Raw genomic sequence first — 18,886 nt, 5'->3', positions numbered from 1 at the left:
AGCGGCAATTTACATCGTTTACCGTTCGGGGTGCATCGCGGCTCGATGGACGAGCCGCGGGCGACCCGGATGCCGAGTCGTGGAGGCCTCCGGGGCCCTGCTGCTCGGCACGCCAGGTCGTCCGCCACCTCCGACGAAGGAACGGCATGACCCGCAGTAACGCACCGACCATGAACCCTCTGGTGCTGCAGCGCGCAGACCCCTGCGTGCTCCGGCACGGCGACGAGTACCTCTTCACCGCCTCGCACCCCCAGTACGACCGCATCGTCCTGCGCCGCGCCGCGCGACTGGACGATCTGCAGGCCGCCGAGGAGACCACCATCTGGCGCCGCCACGAGGAGGGACCGCTGTCCCACCTCATCTGGGCCCCGGAGATCCATCGCGTGGGCGACGCCTGGTACATCTACTTCGCCGCGGCCCCCGACGAGGAGGTGGTCGCCGACGCGCCCGGCATGAACGCCACCTTCAACCACCGCATGTACGTGCTCGAGAACACCGCGGCGGACCCGCTGAGCGGCCAGTGGGTCGAGCGCGGACAGATCCGGACCGGGTGGGAGTCATTCGCCCTCGACGCCAGCAGTTTCGAGGTGGAGGGGTGCCAGTACCTGGTCTGGGCGCAGCAGCATCCGCAGGTCGACGGGCACTCCAACCTGTACATCGCCCGGATGGAGAACCCGTGGACCCTGGCCACCGAACCGGTGGAGCTCACCCGCCCCGAGCACGGCTGGGAGCGCGTCGGTTTCTCGGTCAACGAGGGGCCCGCGGTGCTGGTGCGTGACGGGCGCGTCCTGCTGACGTACTCGGCCGCAGCCACCGGCATCGAGTACGCGATGGGCCTGCTCACCGCCGACCTCGATGCCGATCTGCTCGCCGCGGACTCCTGGACCAAGTCCGCCGCACCGGTCTTCGTCTCCGACCCCTCGGCGGACCGCTACGGACCGGGGCACAACTCCTTCACCACCACCGCCGACGGGGACGTCGTGCTCGTCTACCACGCCCGCACCTACACCGAGATCGTCGGCGATCCGCTGCGCGACCCGAACCGTCACGCCTGCGCGCAGGTGCTGCCCTTCGCCGCGGACGGCACTCCGCAGTGGGGCACCCCGGCCCCCGCCACCCGACCCGCCCCGGCCTCGACCGAGATCCTGACCCCACAGGGAGAGAACGCATGAGCCGCCGCACCGCCCCCGCAGGCCGTGTCCGACCCGATGCGCCCGGTCGCGCGAACGCGCTGCGCAACCCGGCCTTCTGGAACTTCGGCGGCCTGTTCTTCTTCTACTTCGCCATCTGGCAGCTCGCCTTCACGTTCCTCAGCCGTTGGCTCGAGGTCGAGGCGGGCATGTCCCACGGCAACATCGGCCTGCTGAACTCCGTGATGGCGCTGACCGCGTTCTGCCTCCAGCCCGTCTACGGCGTCGTGCAGGACCGGCTCGGGTTCCGCAAGCATCTGTTCGCGTTCGTGGTCCTGGTCGGCGCGCTGATGGGGCCGTTCTTCGCCTTCGTGTTCACGCCGCTGGTGGAGTTCGACCAGGTGCTCGGCGCCGTGGTGGGAGGTCTGTTCCTGTCCCTGACCCTGAACGCTGGCGTGGGGATCGTGGAGACCTTCAACGAGCGCAACTCGCGCGCGCACGGCTTCGAGTACGGGCATGTGCGGCTGTTCGGCTCGGTCGCCGGGGCCATCGCCTCGCTCGTCGGAGGCTTCGTCTGGGCCTCCAACCCGAACAGCATCTGGTGGGCCGGCACCTTCTCCGCCATCGTGCTGGGCACGCTGCTGCTCGTGGCGCGCACCCCGAAGCCCGGCGAGCCCGGGTTCGCGGCGCTGGACGAGGGCGGCGACGGATCCGCCGACGCTCCTCGCGCGAAGATCGACAAGCGGGTGCTGCTGGAGCTGCTGCGCAACCGCTCCTTCGTGGGCTTCATGGTGCTGATGTTCGGTGCCGCCGCCCTCTACGACGTGTTCGACCAGCAGTTCCCGAACTACTTCGCGCGGTTCGTGGTGGGGGATCTGGATCCGCAGGTGCTGTTCTCCCGCGTCGTGTTCGCGCAGATCCTGCTCGAGGCGCTGGTGATGATCGCGATGCCGTTCGTGATCAACCGGATCGGCGCCAAGCGCGGACTGCAGCTGTTCGCCCTGGTGTTGGTGGTGCGGGTGGTCGGCTCGGCGCTGTTCACGCAGACCTCCCTGCTCATCCTGTGGCGGCTGCTCGCCGCGGTGGAGATGCCGCTGATGCTCATCTCGGTGATGAAGTACATCACCCGCATGTTCGATGTGCGCATCTCCGCGACCGCCTACATGATCGGCTTCAACATGGCCAAGCAGGTGGGCATCGTGATCTTCTCGTGGGTCTTCGGGGCCGCCTACGACTCCATCGGCTTCAGCTCCTCGTACCTGATCATGGGCGTCGTGGTGCTGGCTGTCACCGCAGTCGCCGGGGTGCTGATGGAGGACGACAGGCCACATGCGCGGGCCGACGGCCGCGGTACCGCGACCCGGGAGCCTGAACCGGTCAACGCATGAGCCGACCGGCCCCCGAGCGGGCCGGCTGCTGAGCAGATGCCGGGGAGTGGGACCGTGCCGTACCGCCCGTGCGGTGCGGTCCCGCTCGTCTCGGCCGGGTGTGGCCGCGGACCCCGCCCACCGAGGCCGGGTCGCCGACTCAACCGGCGCCGAGGCGCTCCCGTGCGGTGCGGCCGCGCCGGCTCAGCGGCGCGGAGCCGACGGCCCGGGCCAGGCCCAGGTTGGCGCCGTTCCCGTAGAACGTCTCGATCCCGTCGGCCGGGACCACGTAGGTCTCGTGCCAGATGCCGACGGCGCCGGGGTGCTTGCGCGCCGCTGCGTTGAAGGCCTTCCAGGCGGGCAGGTGCTCCGCGGTGGTCAGATGCGCGTAGGCGTAGAGCTGCTCGACGCTCCTCCAGTACTGCACCACCCACGGCCCCTGCGCGCCGAGCAGGGTGTGCGCGCCGAGGAAGCCGAGATCCTCCGCCTCGCCGCGCTCGTGCTCGGCCCGGTTGCGGTGGAGCTCGGCGAGCATCCGCGGCATGGCGGTGAACACCGGCAGCCACAGGTCCGGACGCCAGGGGGCGGTGATCGTCATCCCGATGTGGAAGATGACGACCTGGTCGATGTCGGCGTGGGTGAGGTTCGGGGGCCGGCGCGGCGTGGTCGCGGTCGATGCGGCGAGGGCGTGAGGCTGGACCATCGGGGTCTCGTTTCACTTGGAAAGTGGTACTTTCTAATATGCGCCCGGTCGTCGTCCCCGTCAAGAGCGGCGGCGCGCCGGGCGTCGCCTCCGGCGTCCGGCGCGCTCACCCGCCCGGCGCCCACCCGGTCGAGAGGACAGCGATGAGGATCTCCGAGCTCGCCGCCCGCAGCGGCGTCCCGATCGGGACCATCAAGTACTACCTGCGCGAAGGTCTGCTGCCGCCCGGTCGCGCGACCTCCCGCACCACCGCCGAGTACGAGGACTCCCACGTCGAGCGTCTGCGCCTGGTGCGCGCGCTGACCGACGCCGGCGGGCTCGGCATCGCCGCGGTCCGCCGGGTGGTGGAGGTGCTCGACGCGCCGCCGCCCTCGCGGCTGGACCTGCTGGCCACTGCGCAGGAGGCGCTGCTGGCGGAGGGCGCCGCCGGGTGGGACGGCGCGGGCTGCGGGGAGGGAGCGGGCCGCGAGTCGGCCGCGATGGGGTCGCGGGCCGACGGCGCGGCGAGCGAGGACGCGCCGGCCGAGCACCGGCCGCCGTCGCGCGCCCGCCGCTGGGCGGCATCGCGCGGCTGGACCGCGTGCGTCGGCGACCCCCTCCTGGAGCGCTTCGAGCGCGCCTGGACGGCCTGCGAACAGGCCGGGATCGAGGTCGACGCCGGGCTGATGGACCGCTACGCCGGGGCGATGGGGCAGGTGGCGCTCGCCGACCTCGACTCGGTGCCCGCGGAGGCGGAGGGCGCCGTCCGCCGGGTCGTCATCGGCACCGTGATGCTGGAGCCGGTGCTGCTCGCCCTGCGGATGATGGCGCAGCGCGAGGAGTCGATCCGGCGCTCTCAGCGGGGGAGCCGGGAAGCGGCCCGAACTGACAGCGGCGCCGTCGGCCAGGGTCCTGTGATGCGGACCACCACGACGGGCGCTGCTCTGCGGCCGTAGGGTTTCGGGATGGAACACCGTCATCTGGGCCGCAGCGGCCTCAAGATCAGCGAGATCATCTACGGCAACTGGCTCACCCATGCCTCCCAGGTCGAGGACGAGCGGGCCCGCGCCTGCGTGCGCGCCGCCCTCGACGCCGGCATCTCGACCTTCGACACCGCCGACACCTACGCCAACACCGCCGCCGAGAAGGTGCTCGGCGACGCCCTGCAGGGGGAGCGGCGCGAGTCGCTGGAGATCTTCACCAAGGTCTACTTCCCCACCGGCCCCAAGGGCCACAACGACACCGGGCTGTCCCGCAAGCACATCCGCGAGTCGATCGACGCCTCCCTGCGCCGCCTGCAGACCGACTACGTCGACCTCTACCAGGCCCACCGCTACGACGTCGCCACCCCGCTCGAGGAGACCATGCAAGCCTTCGCCGACGTGGTCCACTCCGGCAAGGCGCTGTACATCGGGGTCTCGGAGTGGAACGCGGATCAGCTGCGCGCGGGCCATCAGCTGGCCCGGGAGCTCGGCATCCAGCTGGTCTCCAACCAGCCCCAGTACTCGATGCTGTGGCGTGTGATCGAGGAGCGCATCGTGCCCACCTCGCAGGAGCTGGGGATCTCCCAGATCGTGTGGTCGCCCATCGCCCAGGGCATCCTCACCGGCAAGTACAAGCCGGGCGCCGAGGCCCCCGAGGGCTCGCGGGCGCGCGACGAGAAGGGCGGCGCGGACATGATCAAGCGCTTCCTGGACGACCCGGTGCTCGAGGCGGTGCAGGGCCTCGCGCCGATCGCCGAGGAACTGGGGCTGACCATGGCGCAGCTGGCCGTGGCCTGGGTGCTCAGCAACGACAACGTCGCCGGGGCCATCATCGGCGCCTCCCGGCCCGAGCAGGTCACCGAGAACGTCAAGGCCTCCGGCATCCGCCTCGAGGCCGACGTCATGTCCCGCATCGACGAGGTGCTCGGCGACATCCCCGAGACCGATCCCGCCAAGACCGTCTCGCCGGCGACGCGCCTGGCCTGAGACCCGCGGGCAGACGCCCGAGGGGCCGCCCCGTCGCAGTGACGGGACGGCCCCTCGGGCGTCTGTGCTGACGTCCCGGCCGACGATGCGGCCGGGACGGTCATGCGCGGGTTCTCAGAGCTTCGGAGTCGGATCCTCGGTGCCCTGGCGGGCGACCTCCGCCGCGAGCTCATCGCCGGTCTGTCCCTGCTTGACGACGCCGTCGGCACGCAGCTCCCAGAACTCGGCGTTCTTGATCCCGAGCTTGCGGGGATCGAACTGCGGGTCGATGCCCTGCTTCTTCTGCTCGCGGTAGTCCTTGAGCGCCTTCAGCGCGGGCACCTGCAGCACCAGGATGCCGATGATGTTCAGCCACGCCATGGAGCCGACCCCGATGTCGCCGAGCCCCCAGGCGGAGCCGGCGTTGTTGACGGCGCCGTAGGCCACCGAGAACAGGATCAGGGCCTGCAGCACGCGCACCAGCGCGCGGCGGACCGTGGCGTTCTTGACCTTGCGGGTCAGGTAGACCAGGTTGACCTCGGCCATGTAGTAGTACGCGACGATCGTGGTGAAGGCGAAGAACGCCAGGGCGATCGCGACGAAGCTCGACCCGAGACCGATGCCCGGGGCGAGGGTGTCGAAGCCGGCCTGCACGAAGCCGGGTCCCGGCTCGACCTCGGTGCCGATGGCGCCCACGTACAGGGTGTCGGGCCCGAAGGTCTCGTTCTGGAACACGGTGTACATGTTGGTCGAGATGATGATGAAGGCCGTGGCGGAGCAGACGAACAGGGTGTCGATGTAGACGGAGAACGCCTGCACGAAGCCCTGCTTGGCCGGGTGCGAGACCTCGGCCGCGGCGGCGTGGTGCGGGCCCGTGCCCTGACCGGCCTCGTTGGAGTAGATGCCGCGCTGGACGCCCCACTTGATGGCCAGGCCGATGATGGCGCCGTAGATCGCGTGGACGCCGAAGGCGCCGGAGAAGATCTCGGCGAACACGCGGGGGATCTGGTCGAAGTTCACGAAGAACACGATGAGCGCCGCGAGGATGTAGATGATGGCCATCGGGGGCACGACGAACGCGGCGAACTTGGCGATGCGCTTGACGCCGCCGATCACGATGAACGCCAGCGCGACGACCAGGACGATGGCGACGCCCCAGGTGGGGAAGCCCCAGGCGGTGTTGATCGCGGAGGCCATGCCGTTGGCCTGCACGCCGGGGAGGAAGAAGCTCATCGCGAAGACGGTCACGGCGGCGAAGATGATCCCGTAGACCAGGGACAGGCCCTTGTACTTGTGCTTGTACGCCTTCTCGAAGTAGTACGCCGGACCGCCGCGGTACTCGCCGGTGTCCGGGTCCTTCTCCTTGAAGATCTGGCCGAGCGTCGACTCGATGAAGGAGGTGGAGGCACCGAGGAAGGCCACGGTCCACATCCAGAAGACCGCGCCCGGACCGCCGAAGGCGATGGCGGTGGCGACGCCGCCGATGTTGCCCATGCCGACCCGGTTGGCCAGCGACATCATGAGCGACTGGAAGGAGGAGGTGCCGTCGGCGGACTTCTCCCCTCCGAAGAGCTGCTTGATCATGTCCGGCAGGTTGGTGACCTGGACGAACTTGGTGCGGAGCGAGAAATACAGGCCGGCGAGCAGACAGAGGCCGACCAGGGGCAAAGCCCAGACCACCCCGTCCACTGCATCGATCATGTCGGCGAAGGTCATAGAGCCCTCCAGGGGTATAGGGATGCGGTGGCGACGTCGGCACCGACGGATGGGTGACCTGAGTCACCGCTGCGTGCTGGAGGGAACCTACCCGACGGCGGCCGCATCCGGCACCGTTTCGGGCCGCCGTGGCCGGGTTGTTATCGAAGTGGTAGTGAAGCGGACGAAAGGGACGGCGGAGCGAGCCGTGTGGGCGGCGCGGATCCCGCCACTGCGGCCTCGCCCACACCAACTCCGCCCACCGCCCGGGAGCCGCTAGACTGTCCGGCGACCCCTCGTGCGGTGTCATCTTGCTGAACTCCCCCAGGGCTTGACGGCAGCAAGGGCAGGTGAGCTCTGGCAGGTGCACGAGGGGTCGCTTCATGCCCGGAAGCGGAGCACGGAGCGGCGCGGTGCGGCGGCGGTCGGCCCCCCACCCAGCACAATCGGTGCCCGCGCCCGCCCCACCAGGACTATCGGTGCCCGCGCCCGCCGCGTACGGTGAGTCCACCGCATCACCGAGCCAGGGGAGCCGCCGTGAGGATCGAGACCACCCAGCGCATCCCGCATCCGCGCTCCGAGGTGGTGGCCTGGCACGAACGGCCGGGCGCGCTGGTGCGCCTCACCCCGCCCGGGCTCGCCACCGCGGACGATCCGGCTGCGGGGGGCCTGCGGTCGGGACGCCTGGTCGGCGCGCGTCTCGGCCCGGCCATGCTGCCGGACCTGCTGCGACCGCACTGGATCCTTCGCCACGCCGAGCACGACGACGAACGTTTCGTGGACCAGCAGGTCCACGGCCCCTGGCGCACCTGGCGCCATGAGCACCGGATCGCCGCCGACGGATCCGGCACCGTGGTGCACGACCGCATCGAGATCGAGCTGCCGCGGCGGCTCGAGCGCCTGGCTCCGCTGGCCGAGGACCAGGTGCGCCGAGTGCTCGCCTTCCGGGACCGCCAGCTGCGCGACGACCTCGCCTTCCACGCCAGGTGGGCGCACCTCCCGCGCCGCACCGTCGCCATCACCGGCGCCTCCGGGCTGATCGGGACCCAGCTGGCCGCCCTGCTCGAGACCGGCGGGCACACGGTGCGCCGGATGATCCGCGAGAGCGAGGTCGGCCCCGGGGAGATCTCCTGGGATCCGGCCGCCGGGATCCTCGATCCCGCCGATCTCGAGGGCGTCGACGTGGTCGTCAACCTCGCCGGCCGCTCCATCGCCACCCGCTGGACCCCCGGCGCGCGCCGCGAGATCCGCTCCTCGAGGCTCAACGGCACCATGCTGATCTCGCGCACCCTGGCGGGCATGGCCGACGGCCCGTCCGCGCTGATCCAGGCCAGCGCCATCGGCTACTACGGACCGCGCCGGCCCGGGGAGCTGCTCACGGAGTCGGATCCGGGCGGCGAGGGCTTCCTGGCCGACCTGGTGCGGGACTGGGAGGCCGCGGCCCATGCCGCGAAGGAGGCCGGCCTGCGGGTCGCGCACCTGCGCACCGGCATGGTGCTGTCCGACGGGGGAGGGGCACTGGTTCCGCAGCTGCCGCTGTTCCTGGCCGGGGTGGGCGGACGTCTCACCCAGCCCGAGGCGATGACCTCGTGGATCACGCTGGACGACATCGTCCGCGCCTTCGCCCACGCCGTCCTCTCGACCGAGGTGGAGGGACCGGTCAACGGCGTCGGCCAGCAGCCGGTGAGCGCCCACGAGTTCGCCCGCACCCTCGGGAAGGTGCTGCGCCGCCCGTCCCTGGTGGCCGTGCCCCGCTTCGGTCCGGCGCTGGTGCTGGGCCGCGAGGGGGCCGACGAGCTGGTGCGGACTGACCAGAACGTCTCCGATGCCCGGTTGCAGGCCAGCGGTTTCGCGCCGGCGCATCCCACGCTCGAGACCGCCCTGCGGCACGTGCTGCGCCGCTGAGGCCGCCCCGGCCCGTCCGGCGCCGGCCCGCCCCGGCCTGTCCTCCGCGGCCCGCCCCGGCCCGTCCCGCCGGGCCCGTCGGGTCTCACCGGAAAACGGTGCAGGGCGTGCCCTCACCGCGCTGCAGCGGTTGAGGGCACGCCCTGCACAATTCTGTGGAGGCGCCGGCCAGGTCAGGCGGAGGCGGTCTGCTTCTCCCGGTCCGCTCCGGCGGCGCCCTCGGCGGCGTCGACCGCCTCCTGCGCCTGCTCGGCCTGGATGACCTGGAACGAGGTGCGTCGAGCGGCGTCGTACGCCGACTGGTCCAGGATCTTCTCGCGCTTGGCGACGATCACGGCCACCAGCGACTGACCCGTGACGTTCAGGGCGGTGCGGCCCATGTCGAGGATCGGGTCGATCGCGAGCAGCAGGCCCACGCCCTCCAGCGGGAGGCCCAGGGTGGACAGGGTCAGCGTGAGCATCACGGTCGCCCCGGTCATGCCGGCGGTCGCCGCGGAGCCGAGCACCGAGACCAGCACGATCAGCAGGTAGTCGGTGATCCCGAGCGGGATGCCGTAGAAGTTGGCCACGAAGATGGCGGCGAGCGAGGGGTAGATCGCGGCGCAGCCGTCCATCTTGGTGGTCGCGCCCAGCGGGATCGCGAAGGAGGCGTAGTGGCGCGGCACGCCCATGCGCTCGGTGACGGTCTGCGTCATCGGCATCGTGCCCAGCGAGGAGCGGGAGACGAAGGCGAGCGAGGTCGCAGGCCACACGCCGCGGAAGAAGGAGCCGACGGACAGTCCGCTGACCTTCAGCAGCACCGGGTAGACGACCAGCAGCACGAGCAGCAGGCCCACGTAGACGTCGAGGGTGAACACCCCGAGCTGGCCGATGGCCTCCCAGCCGTAGCTGGCCACCGCGTTGCCGAGCAGGCCGACCGTGCCGATCGGGGCGAGGCGGATGACCCACCACAGCAGCTTCTGCACGACCTCCAGAGCGGAGCCGGTGAACTTCAGGAACGGCTCGGCCTTCTCGCCCACGGAGAGCACGGCGATGCCCACGGCGATGGAGATCACCAGGATCTGCAGGGCGTTGAAGCTCAGGGACACCGAGCCGTCGCCGCTGGCGGAGGCGGACAGCCCCAGGAAGTTCGAGGGCACCAGGCCGGTGAGGAAGTCGAGCCACCCACCCTGGGTGCCGGGGGCCTCGGCGGCGGAGGCGTCGACCCCGGAGTTCGCGCCGGGGGAGGTGAGCGCGCCCAGGCCGATGCCGATCATCACGGCGATCAGCGAGGTGATCGCGAACCACAGCAGGGTCTTCCAGGCCAGGCGGGCCGCGTTGGTGACCTTCCGCAGGTTCGCGATCGAGGTGACGATCGCCAGGAAGATGAGCGGCGGGACGAGCGCCTTGAGCAGGGTGATGAAGGCGGTGCCGATCGTGGACAGCGTGGTGGTCAGCCAGTTGGCGCCGTCCTCGCCCGAGCCGGGGCCCATCTGCGCGGCGACGAGTCCGAGGACCACGCCGAGGACGAGCCCGATCAGGACCTGCCAGCCGAAGGGGATGCGCAGGATCGCGCGCAGGGGGCCGCCGCTGCGGGCCGCGCGCGCGGAATCCGCGGGGGAGGGGGAGGTGGGGGTCGATGTGCTCACGACAAAAGACGTTACGTCCGCCAGCGGCTCCGCGGCAACGAAGTTGCTAGGGGATCACATAAGTGCTCCTTGGGCATCGGTGCTTCGCGTCCGGCGGAACGCCGAGCTTCCCGCTCTGCCCCGACTGCGCAGCTCAGAGGTCCTGGATGAAGCTCATCGCGTCCCGCAGGATCTCCTCCTCGCGACTGAGCGCGGGTCCGGCGTACGGCTGGTCGCCGAGCGCGATGCGGGCGCGGTCATAGAAGTCCGCGGAGACCAGGACGGCGCGGCGCCGCGCACCCCGACTCGTGATCTCGATGGGCTCATGCTCTGCCCGGCTGAGGTAGTGGCTCTGGTGGGCTCGGAACTCGGCCGAGGACACGGTTGTCATGCGAACGAACGGTACATCATGTACATGATGTACGTCTCGTTTGGGAGGCTAACTGGTGCTGGTGTCGGTGTCGGTGCCGCCGCCGTCCTGCCGCTGCTGCACTGCTGCCGGCGGCACTGCTGCCGCCGACGTCGGCCTCCGCGCCGAGCCGGCCCCCGACTCGCCCGGTCGCCCGTCTCCGGCGGGGACAGGTGTTCGCGCGGATGTCACAGTAGAGCCATGGCCGAGAGCCCTGCCGACCCCGAACCGCCGCCGACCACCCCGTCGGACGATGACCCGGAGCGCGGGCCGGAGTCCCCGCCGGAGCCCTCGACGAGCCCGTCCAGCGAGTCGGCCGCAGAGTTCGGCAGCCAGCGACCCACCCGCTTCGCCGCCGACGTCGAGTACCGAGGCCGCGTCGCAGGGCACGACTACCTGGTGCGCGTGCGGCACCGGTTCCTGGACAGCAGCTTCACCGTGGTTATCGACGGAGTGGAGCACGACCCCAAGGCCGAGGAGAAGGCCGCCAAGAAGGCCGAGAAGTCCAAGGAAGCCGAGGACGGCGGGGAGGCCGGGAGAGCCGGGAAGGCCGGAGTGGAAGCGGCATCAGGGACCGACCCCGGCGACCTCGATCCCGGCGACGGCGATCGCGGCGAGGCCGATCCCGCCGAGCCCGACCAGGACGACGGCCTGCGCTTCCGGCTCGAGGAGAACTTCACCGTCACCTACTGCACCGTGCGCCGCCCGGGGGAGGACGGCACGCTCCGCGATGCGGAGGTTCTGGCCGTGCGCACCGGCGGGCTGGGCGGCGCCGGTGAGGTGGACGTCCGCCATGGGCTCGAGCGCTGGCCGCTCGCGCCCGCGGACGGCTCCCCGTCGGCCGTCCGCGACGCGAAGCGTCTGGCACACCCCACCCGGTACGCGGCGCTCGCGGCGCTGACGAAGACGCTCGGATTCCTGCTGCCGCTGCTCGGTCTCGGGGCCCTCTTCGCCGGGCTCCTGGATCCGGTCACGGAGTGGATCGCGCGGCGGATCCGGCCGCTGATCGAGTGGGTCGGCCGCCTGGTCGCCCCGATCCGGGAGTGGTTCGCGCAGCTGCTGCGGCCGGTGCGGGAGTTCCTCGACGAGCTCCTCGCGCCGGTGCGGGAGTTCGTCGCCGCGCTCCTGCGCCCGCTGGCGGAGGCCTGGACCTGGTTCTGGGAGATGCTGCGGAGCTGGTTGCCGCGGTTCGACCTGAGCGGCGTGATCCCGGAGTGGGTGGTGGACGTGGCGGTGCCGGTGATCGTGGTGCTGGCCGTGTTCGCGCTGACGCTGCGGGAGCTGCGTCGGCGGCGGGAGCGGCTCGAGGTGGTTCGGGCGGCCACCGCCGAGCCGACGTCGGCGCAGTCACCGGCCGCTGCGGAGCTGACCGGGACAGCGGAGGGCGACGGCCCAGCGGCGGCCGACGGAGCAGCAGCGGCCGACGAGCCAGCGGAAGACGAGCCAGCGGAAGACGACGGCGCAGCGGAAGACGACGGCGGAGCCGAGGATGACGACGCAGCGATCGACGACGATGCCGTAGAAGAGGGCGAGGCAGCGGAGGGCGATGACGAGGACTGCCTGCCCGGTTCCTCGCCGCATCCTTCCTCCCCACCCTGATCTGGTCCCCAGGGCGCTGGGGAGTGGGTGGGCTCGACTAGCCTGTCGGAGTGGCCATCGCTCTGTACCGTCGTTACCGCCCGGAGTCCTTCGCCGAGGTGATCGGCCAGGACCACGTCACCACGCCCCTGCGGCGTGCGCTGCGCGCCGGGCGGGTCGGCCACGCCTACCTGTTCTCGGGCCCGCGGGGCTGCGGCAAGACCACCTCCGCGCGGATCCTCGCGCGCTGCCTGAACTGCGCCGAGGGGCCGACGGACACCCCCTGCGGGACCTGCGACTCCTGCCGTGACCTGGCCCGCGGCGGCGCCGGCAGCCTGGACGTGGTGGAGATCGACGCCGCCAGCCACGGCGGCGTGGACGACGCTCGGGAGCTGCGGGAGCGCGCCTCCTTCGCCCCGGTGCGGGACCGCTTCAAGGTCTTCATCATCGACGAGGCCCATATGGTCACCTCGGCCGGCTTCAACGCGCTGCTCAAGCTCGTCGAGGAACCGCCGGAGCACGTGAAGTTCGTCTTCGCGACCACCGAGCCGGACAAGGTCATCGGCACCATCCGCTCGCGCACCCACCACTACCCCTTCCGGTTGATCCCGCCACAGGTGCTGGGCCCCTATCTCGAGGAGGTCAGCGCGGCCGAGGGCATCACGGTCGGCGCCGGGGTGATGCCGCTGGTGGTGCGCGCCGGCGGCGGCTCCGCGCGCGACTCGATGTCGGTGCTGGACCAGCTGATGGCCGGAGCCGGTGACGACGGGCTCGACTTCCCGACCGCGATCGCGCTGCTCGGCTTCACCGACACCGCCCTGCTGGACACCGCGATCACCGCCGTCGCCGAGCGTGACGCCGCCGCGCTGTACGGCGCGGTCGAGCAGGTGCTGGCCACCGGTCATGAGCCGCGACGCTTCGTCGAGGACCTGCTCGAGCGCATGCGCGACCTGATCGTGCTGGCCGCGGTGCCGGACAAGGGTGGCGATCTGCTGCCGCAGGTCCCGGCCGACGAGCTCGAGCGGATGCGCGGCCAGGCCGCGCTGTTCGCACCGGCCGATCTCTCCCAGTGCGGTGACCTGGTCCACGAGACACTGTCGACGATGAGCGGAGCGACCTCGCCGCGCCTGCATCTCGAGTTGCTCGCCGCCCGCCTGGTGCTGCGCGATGAGCGTGCAGCGCTGGCGGCAGCGGCCGACGGGAACGCGCTCGGTGCGCAGGGCGTGGACGGCGCGGCGTCGGCCGGACAGCGTCCAGCGGGCGGTCCCGGACCCGAGCCCGCCGCGGGAGGCTCCGGAGCCCGCGAGGAAGCGCGACGGATCGCTCAGCAGAGGGCCGAAGCCGCCCGCCAGGCCCGGGGCGGTCGCGCTCCGGTGCAGCCGGGGACCCCGCAGGCCTCCGCCGCGGATCCCCGATCCCGGCCCGAGCCGCAGGCGGAGCCGTTCCGACCCGCCGCCCCGCCGGAACCGGCCGTCCCGCAGCAGGCATCCGTCTCGCAGCAGGCATCCGTCCCGCCCCGGGCATCCGCTCCGCAGCAGGCCTCCGCCCCGTCAGCGGCGTCTGCCCCCCAGCAGCCCGCCTCGCCACCGGCGACCGCGCCGCAGCATGCCCCGGAACCGGCGGCGCCTGCCCGGGAGACGGTGGCGGCGGAGGTGCCGTCCGCCGGCAGCGCTGCTCCGGCCCCCACCGGCACGGGCGGTCTCGACGTCGAGCAGGTGCGCGGCCACTGGTCCGCGATCCTCGACGAGCTGCAGCAGATCCGGCGTCCCAGCTGGGCGCTGATCTCGCAGAACGCCCATGTGCACCAGGTGCGCGGCGCGACCGTGGTGCTCGGCTTCCGCACCGACGGCCTCGTCGCCGCGTTCCGCCGCGGCACCGCCGCGGAGAACCTCGCCGACGCCGTGCAGCGCATCCTGCACACCCCGGTCACCATCGACGCCGTCGTGGGCGAGGATCCGGGCCCGGGCAGCGGCGGCGGCCCCGGGGGCTCGGGCGGGGACGGCGGCCCCGGGGGCTCGGGCGGGGACGGCGGCCCCGGCGGTCCCCGTGGCCCCGGTAGTTCCCGCGGCGCCGGCGGCGCCGGCGGCTCCGGGCCGTCGACGGGAAGCGGACCGCACGGCAGCTCCGAGCAGCCGCCCTCCCGCGCTCCGCAGCGTCCCGGTGCCGGCAGTGATCCCGCCGCCGCGCAGCCGTCGAGCTCCTCCGGGGGAACCGGCGGGGACACCGCTCCGGTCGCCCCGGCCCGCTGGGGCGAGCCCGCCGCGGCGAAGCCGGACCGTTCGGCCGTGCCGCGGACCCCGGGCCCCGAGGCGCAGGGCCAGCCAGCCATGTCCGCAGGCCAGCGCGCCGCGGAGCGCGCCATGCAGGCCTCGGCGCGAGCGGCGCAGGGACGCCCCGGTGGCCAGACCGCCGACCGGTTCGACGACTTCCCGCCGGAGCCCGACGACCCCTACCCGCCGGACCCCGAGGACTACGCCCCGCCGACGGCCGCGCCTGGCCGCGCCGCGGCCGGCACGGCGGCCCGTTCCGCAGCTGCTGCCCCGGCACCGCAGGGCTCCGGGCGCTGGTCCGACGCGACCACCCCCGCCGCGCAGGCCCCGGCGCAGCCATCCCGGGCGGCCTCTGAGGGGTCCGCCGGCGCCAACGCGCCGGGCGCAGCGACGACGGTCCCGCCGGCGGTCTCGGGCGAGATCCCGGTCGTCGAGGACGCCGGTCGCGACAACCTCCCGCCGGGGGAGCCGCGCACCTACGGGCAGAACGCGCTGAAGCGTGCGATCGCGGAGGGCCGTGTCGTCCGCTCGCGCCCCGCCGCCGGCGCGACCGTCCCTGCGGCCTCCGCCGCCCCCGCGGCCGATCCCTCCGCTCCCGCCTCCGGTCCGTCCGCTCCCTCGTCGGACGGCGCGAGCTCGGCCGACGGCGCGAGCGGCTCCGGTCTCGCCCCTGCCGTCGGCAACGCAGGACCTGCGGCGCAGCCCGCGAGCACGGCTTCCCGTTCGGCCGCCGCCGCGTCCTCCACGACCTCCGCGTCCCCGTCCGCGTCGGAGACGCCCTCCGGCGGCGCGAACCCCTCGGGCTCCGCGGCGGAGCGTGCCGCGGCGTCCTGGGGGACGGCCGCGTCGATCTCCACGGCGGCTGCGGCGCCGGCCCCGGTCGCGCCGACCGGGGCCGGCCCGTCGGCCGCCCCTGCCCGCAGCGGCGCGGCGCTGGCCCGGGAAGCCGCGCAGGCCTCGCGCACCGGAGGGTTGCGCTCGCGCGGCGTGCGCGGCGAGGTCTCGGCCGCGTCGGCGGCGGACGCCGATCCCACCGGCGGCGCGACCCGTGACGACGAGGACGCGGTGGCCGTGACCCGCAACGGGCGCGAGGTCATCGAGAAGATGCTCGGCGGCAAGGTGCTCGAGGTCATCGACGAGACCGGCCAGGGCCGCTGAGGCGCGTCGCGACGAGGGTCAGTCCTCGCGCGGCTCCAGCATGCTGAACAGGTCGGTGCGCAGGGTGGCCGGGTTGACGTCCGGGGCGGGCGGGGTCACGTAGAACTCCCAGAAGGGGTAGGTCATCTGCTCCGCGGACTCCCCGATCTCCTCGGTGAACGCACCCCAGCGCTCGGCGAGCCCGCCGTATGCGCCCAGATGGGAGACCCAGCCGACCCGCCCGGCCGGCAGCACCGAGCCCGTCACCTCGTACCCGCTGGGCAGGGTGAGGGTCTCGGTGAGCGGGGCGTCGACCGGGATGCCGACCTCGAGATCGGCGGTCGAGACGGGCGCCCGGTGATGCAGGGCGAAGGCGGGGCCGATCGGGTGGATCCCGACCTTCTCCAGCGCCTCGACGAGGTGCGAGAAGGTGCCGTCCATCAGGGATGGCATCTCGTGCATGGGGAACTCGCGCCGGGACACCACCGCGGTGGGGACCTCGGGCGCCATGGCGACCTGGCAGGCGGTGGCGGGTTCCGCGGCGCCATAGGGGTGCGGCATCGACGACATCGGGCAGGTTCCTGTTCGGAGTCGAGAAAGGGCCGTGCGAGGAGGCGACGACCCGGCATGACCGTACCCCGTGCACGCGAGCCCTGCCAGCCTGTCATCGGCGCTGTTCGTCGTGGGACGCCGGCGCGGGGGGGGGGCCGCGGTGCACGACCCGGTTCGCCACGGCTTGCTCACAGCCGGGGTGAGGGCGACACGGCCGGTCAGGCGCGCCAACTACAGTTGAGCGCGTGTACGAAGGCATCGTTCAGGACCTCATCGACGAGCTCGGCAAGCTGCCGGGCATCGGCCCCAAGTCGGCGCAGCGGATCGCGTTCCATCTGCTGGACGCCGAGGACGCCTCCGTGCGCCGCCTCGCCGAGGTCCTGGTCCAGGTCAAGGACACGGTCCGCTTCTGCGAGGTGTGCGGGAACGTCTCGGCCGAGGACCGCTGCCGGATCTGCTCCGATCCCCGCCGCACCGACGAGATCCTGTGCGTGGTCGAGGAGTCCAAGGACATCGTCGCGATCGAGAAGATCCGCGAGTTCAAGGGCCGCTACCACGTCCTCGGCGGGGCGATCGACCCGATCGGCGGCGTCGGCCCGAGCGACCTGCGCATCACCCAGCTGATGAGCCGCCTGGGCTCGGGGGAGACCCAGGAGGTGATCCTCGCGCTGGACCCGAACATCGAGGGCGAGGCCACCGCCGCGTACCTCTCGCGCCTGCTGGGACCGCTCGAGCTGACCGTCACGCGGCTCGCCTCGGGACTGCCCGTCGGCGGGGATCTCGACTACGCCGACGAGATGACGCTGGGACGGGCCTTCCTCGGCCGGCGCTCGGTGTGAGCGCCCGTGCCCGCCGCCGTCCCGATGGCGGGTGGGCCCCGTCCCGTCAGGAGCCGTGATGACCGCCCCTTTCTCCCGTCCGCTGCCGCCGCTGCGTGACCTGCCGGCGCCGCGCCCGGTGCCGCGGGAGGAGACGAACCTGGTGCCGCCGGGGGAGATCATCGCCGAGTCGAAGCGCGCCATCACCGGCCGGCTGCTGCGGATCTGTTGGAAGCCCGGCCTGGTGCTGCTGGGGCTGTGGTACCTGCTGCTGGGCCTCTACGTGCTCGGCGCGTCCCCCTCCTACTGGATGATCTCGCTGCTGGCGAGCCTTGCCGAGCCGGGATTCCTGCGTTCCACGATGGCCTCCCTCGGCTTCACGAGCAGCGGACTGTGGGCGGCGTTCCTGCTGCTCCCGGCGGTGGCCACCGCGCTGAGCCTCGCCCTGCTGCCACTGGCCGCGACCGCGATCGCCGCCCTGCAGCCGCGGCGCTTCCTCACCGAACGGGACTTCCAGCGGGAGGTCGCCGCCCGGATCACCGCGGTGCTGATGATCCCGCCGGTGCTGGCCCTCCTGGCCGTGCCGCTGAGCGTCCTGGTCCGGGTGCCGCAGCCGTGGAGCGGGCTCGGCCCGGGCCCGCTGTCCGCGCTGAGCCTCGCCCTCGGCGGGCTGCTGATCGCCCGGCCCCTGCTGCAGCGGTGCGTCAGCGCCCCGGCGGTCCTCGGCATCACGGCCGCCTCCGAGCTGGAGGCCACCGCCCGGCTGGACCGGGATCTCGACCGGCGCCGCGCCGCCGCCGAGCAGGTCCAGGCGCAGGACCGCCGGCACCTGCCGCCCACCCCCGGCAGCCCGGACGCGGCGGCGCCCACCAGCCTGCGCGCGGTGGCGGCCGCGCTGGGCGCCGTCGGCCGCGCGAGCCTGGCCTGGCTGTGGCCGGCGGTCGCCGGCCTCGGCGCTGTGCTGTTCGGGGTCGCCGACTGGGTGGTCGTGCTGACGGGCTTCGGGACCACGGACCTCACCGCGGTCTCCTCCTCCCCGGGCTACTGGCAGCAGCTCGTGCTCGCCGTCCCGGTGCTGGCGCTGGTGGTGGTCGGCGTCGGCCTCACCCCGGCCGCCGGGGTGCGGCTGGCCGAGAGTCAGCGCAGCCAGGTCCGGGACCAGCGCACCTACCCGTCCTGGGAGCACCGGCGGCGGGTGAACCCGTGGGAGGAGCGGGCGGTGGCGCTGACCGGCTGGATCAGCGCGGGGGTGGGCCTGCTCGGCGTCGTCCTGTTCTGGGTGGTGACCTGGATCGTGCCCGTCGGCACGGCGCTGTCGACGGTGTGGTGCGTGGCCGCGGCGCTGGTGCTGGCGCCGCTGCTGGGGGCCGCGGCGGCCGCAGGCATGCGCGGCGGGCTGCGCGACGTGCTCTACGGACCGGCCGGGGACTACATGCGCCGGCCCGGTCCGTACGCCCTGGTCGCCCCCGAGGTCGGCACCCGCGCCGACCGCGCCGCCGATCCGGCGGTGCGGGCCGCGCTGCGCAAGCGCCTGCAGGCCGGGGGCGGCGACCAGGCCCTGGAGATCTTCGACCTCGACGCCGCGGGGGAGCGGCTCTGGGTCGAGGACGCCGAGCCCGGCGCGACGGACACCGCGGTGCGCGAGGCGGACCTCGCCCGCGGGGTCCTGCCGGACTTCGGCGCCGAGGGATCGGCGTTCACCGGCGGCGGGCTCGCGCCCGGGGATCCCGGCGCCCGCCACCGCATCCCCGACCAGGTCCGCGGGCTGCAGGAGGACTGAGCGGTCC

14 protein-coding genes and 1 other RNA gene are annotated in these 18,886 nt (G+C 72.9%); 10 read left to right on the top strand and 5 right to left on the bottom strand.

Annotation, left to right across the window (positions count from 1 at the left end; all coding sequences use genetic code 11):
- The first annotated feature begins 146 nt into the window (after positions 1-146).
- Positions 147-1,172, top strand: a complete 1,026-nt coding sequence (locus tag ACOJUI_RS15335; RefSeq protein WP_422115796.1) for a family 43 glycosylhydrolase — start codon at positions 147-149, stop codon at positions 1,170-1,172.
- Positions 1,169-2,518 carry an oligosaccharide MFS transporter gene (locus tag ACOJUI_RS15330; protein WP_422115795.1) on the top strand — a complete coding sequence of 450 codons (1,350 nt, stop codon included), beginning with the start codon at positions 1,169-1,171 and terminating at the stop codon, positions 2,516-2,518. Before ACOJUI_RS15335 ends, ACOJUI_RS15330 begins: the two co-directional genes overlap by 4 nt.
- Positions 2,519-2,657: 139 nt before the next feature.
- On the opposite strand, the gene ACOJUI_RS15325 is transcribed toward ACOJUI_RS15330, so the two are convergent.
- On the bottom strand, positions 2,658-3,200 hold the full coding sequence (locus tag ACOJUI_RS15325) for a DUF4188 domain-containing protein (RefSeq protein WP_422115794.1): 543 nt from the start codon (positions 3,198-3,200) through the stop codon (positions 2,658-2,660).
- Between the two features lie 143 nt (positions 3,201-3,343).
- On the opposite strand from ACOJUI_RS15325, the gene ACOJUI_RS15320 reads away from it, so the two are divergent.
- Together ACOJUI_RS15320 and ACOJUI_RS15315 are read left to right on the top strand one after the other, a co-directional pair.
- Entirely contained in the window at positions 3,344-4,135 is a 792-nt protein-coding gene (locus ACOJUI_RS15320; protein WP_422115793.1) for a MerR family transcriptional regulator, read from the top strand.
- Positions 4,136-4,144: 9 nt separating this feature from the next.
- Entirely contained in the window at positions 4,145-5,149 is a 1,005-nt protein-coding gene (locus ACOJUI_RS15315) for an aldo/keto reductase family protein (RefSeq protein ID WP_422115792.1), read from the top strand.
- Positions 5,150-5,263: 114 nt separating this feature from the next.
- On the opposite strand, the gene ACOJUI_RS15310 is transcribed toward ACOJUI_RS15315, so the two are convergent.
- Complete coding sequence (locus ACOJUI_RS15310; RefSeq protein WP_422115791.1) at positions 5,264-6,844, bottom strand: alanine/glycine:cation symporter family protein; 1,581 nt, start codon at positions 6,842-6,844, stop codon at positions 5,264-5,266.
- A 266-nt stretch (positions 6,845-7,110) separates the two neighbouring features.
- On the opposite strand from ACOJUI_RS15310, the gene ffs reads away from it, so the two are divergent.
- Together ffs and ACOJUI_RS15300 are read left to right on the top strand one after the other, a co-directional pair.
- Positions 7,111-7,207, top strand: an RNA gene (ffs, locus tag ACOJUI_RS15305) — signal recognition particle sRNA small type.
- Positions 7,208-7,360: 153 nt separating this feature from the next.
- On the top strand, positions 7,361-8,728 hold the full coding sequence (locus ACOJUI_RS15300) for a TIGR01777 family oxidoreductase (protein ID WP_422115790.1): 1,368 nt from the start codon (positions 7,361-7,363) through the stop codon (positions 8,726-8,728).
- Between the two features lie 173 nt (positions 8,729-8,901).
- Here the strand turns inward: ACOJUI_RS15300 and ACOJUI_RS15295 are convergent, their stop codons facing one another.
- Together ACOJUI_RS15295 and ACOJUI_RS15290 are read right to left on the bottom strand one after the other, a co-directional pair.
- Positions 8,902-10,356: a dicarboxylate/amino acid:cation symporter gene (locus ACOJUI_RS15295; protein ID WP_422115789.1), complete on the bottom strand. Its 1,455-nt coding sequence runs from the start codon at positions 10,354-10,356 to the stop codon at positions 8,902-8,904.
- A gap of 133 nt (positions 10,357-10,489) precedes the next feature.
- Positions 10,490-10,726 carry a type II toxin-antitoxin system prevent-host-death family antitoxin gene (locus tag ACOJUI_RS15290; protein ID WP_422115788.1) on the bottom strand — a complete coding sequence of 79 codons (237 nt, stop codon included), beginning with the start codon at positions 10,724-10,726 and terminating at the stop codon, positions 10,490-10,492.
- A gap of 219 nt (positions 10,727-10,945) precedes the next feature.
- Between ACOJUI_RS15290 and ACOJUI_RS15285 the strand changes: the two genes are divergently transcribed.
- Positions 10,946-12,343, top strand: a complete 1,398-nt coding sequence (locus ACOJUI_RS15285; RefSeq protein ID WP_422115787.1) for a hypothetical protein — start codon at positions 10,946-10,948, stop codon at positions 12,341-12,343.
- A gap of 50 nt (positions 12,344-12,393) precedes the next feature.
- Positions 12,394-15,750, top strand: coding sequence for a DNA polymerase III subunit gamma and tau (locus ACOJUI_RS15280; RefSeq protein WP_422115786.1), 3,357 nt, complete (start codon positions 12,394-12,396; stop codon positions 15,748-15,750).
- Positions 15,751-15,768: 18 nt separating this feature from the next.
- Here ACOJUI_RS15280 and ACOJUI_RS15275 read toward each other — a convergent pair whose 3' ends face one another.
- Positions 15,769-16,299 carry a transcriptional regulator gene (locus ACOJUI_RS15275; protein ID WP_422115785.1) on the bottom strand — a complete coding sequence of 177 codons (531 nt, stop codon included), beginning with the start codon at positions 16,297-16,299 and terminating at the stop codon, positions 15,769-15,771.
- Between the two features lie 227 nt (positions 16,300-16,526).
- On the opposite strand from ACOJUI_RS15275, the gene recR reads away from it, so the two are divergent.
- Positions 16,527-17,120: a recombination mediator RecR gene (recR, locus tag ACOJUI_RS15270; protein WP_422115784.1), complete on the top strand. Its 594-nt coding sequence runs from the start codon at positions 16,527-16,529 to the stop codon at positions 17,118-17,120.
- Between the two features lie 58 nt (positions 17,121-17,178).
- Positions 17,179-18,879 (top strand): hypothetical protein, encoded by a 1,701-nt coding sequence (locus ACOJUI_RS15265; protein ID WP_422115783.1) that lies wholly within the window; start codon positions 17,179-17,181, stop codon positions 18,877-18,879.
- Positions 18,880-18,886: the final 7 nt, after the last annotated feature.

This window comes from Brachybacterium sp. UNK5269 (assembly GCF_049266655.1).
In the GTDB taxonomy this organism is placed as follows: Bacteria; Actinomycetota; Actinomycetes; order Actinomycetales; family Dermabacteraceae; genus Brachybacterium.
The sequence above is the reverse complement of the archived record's forward strand: the minus strand, read 5'-3'. Positions and strand labels throughout refer to the sequence as shown.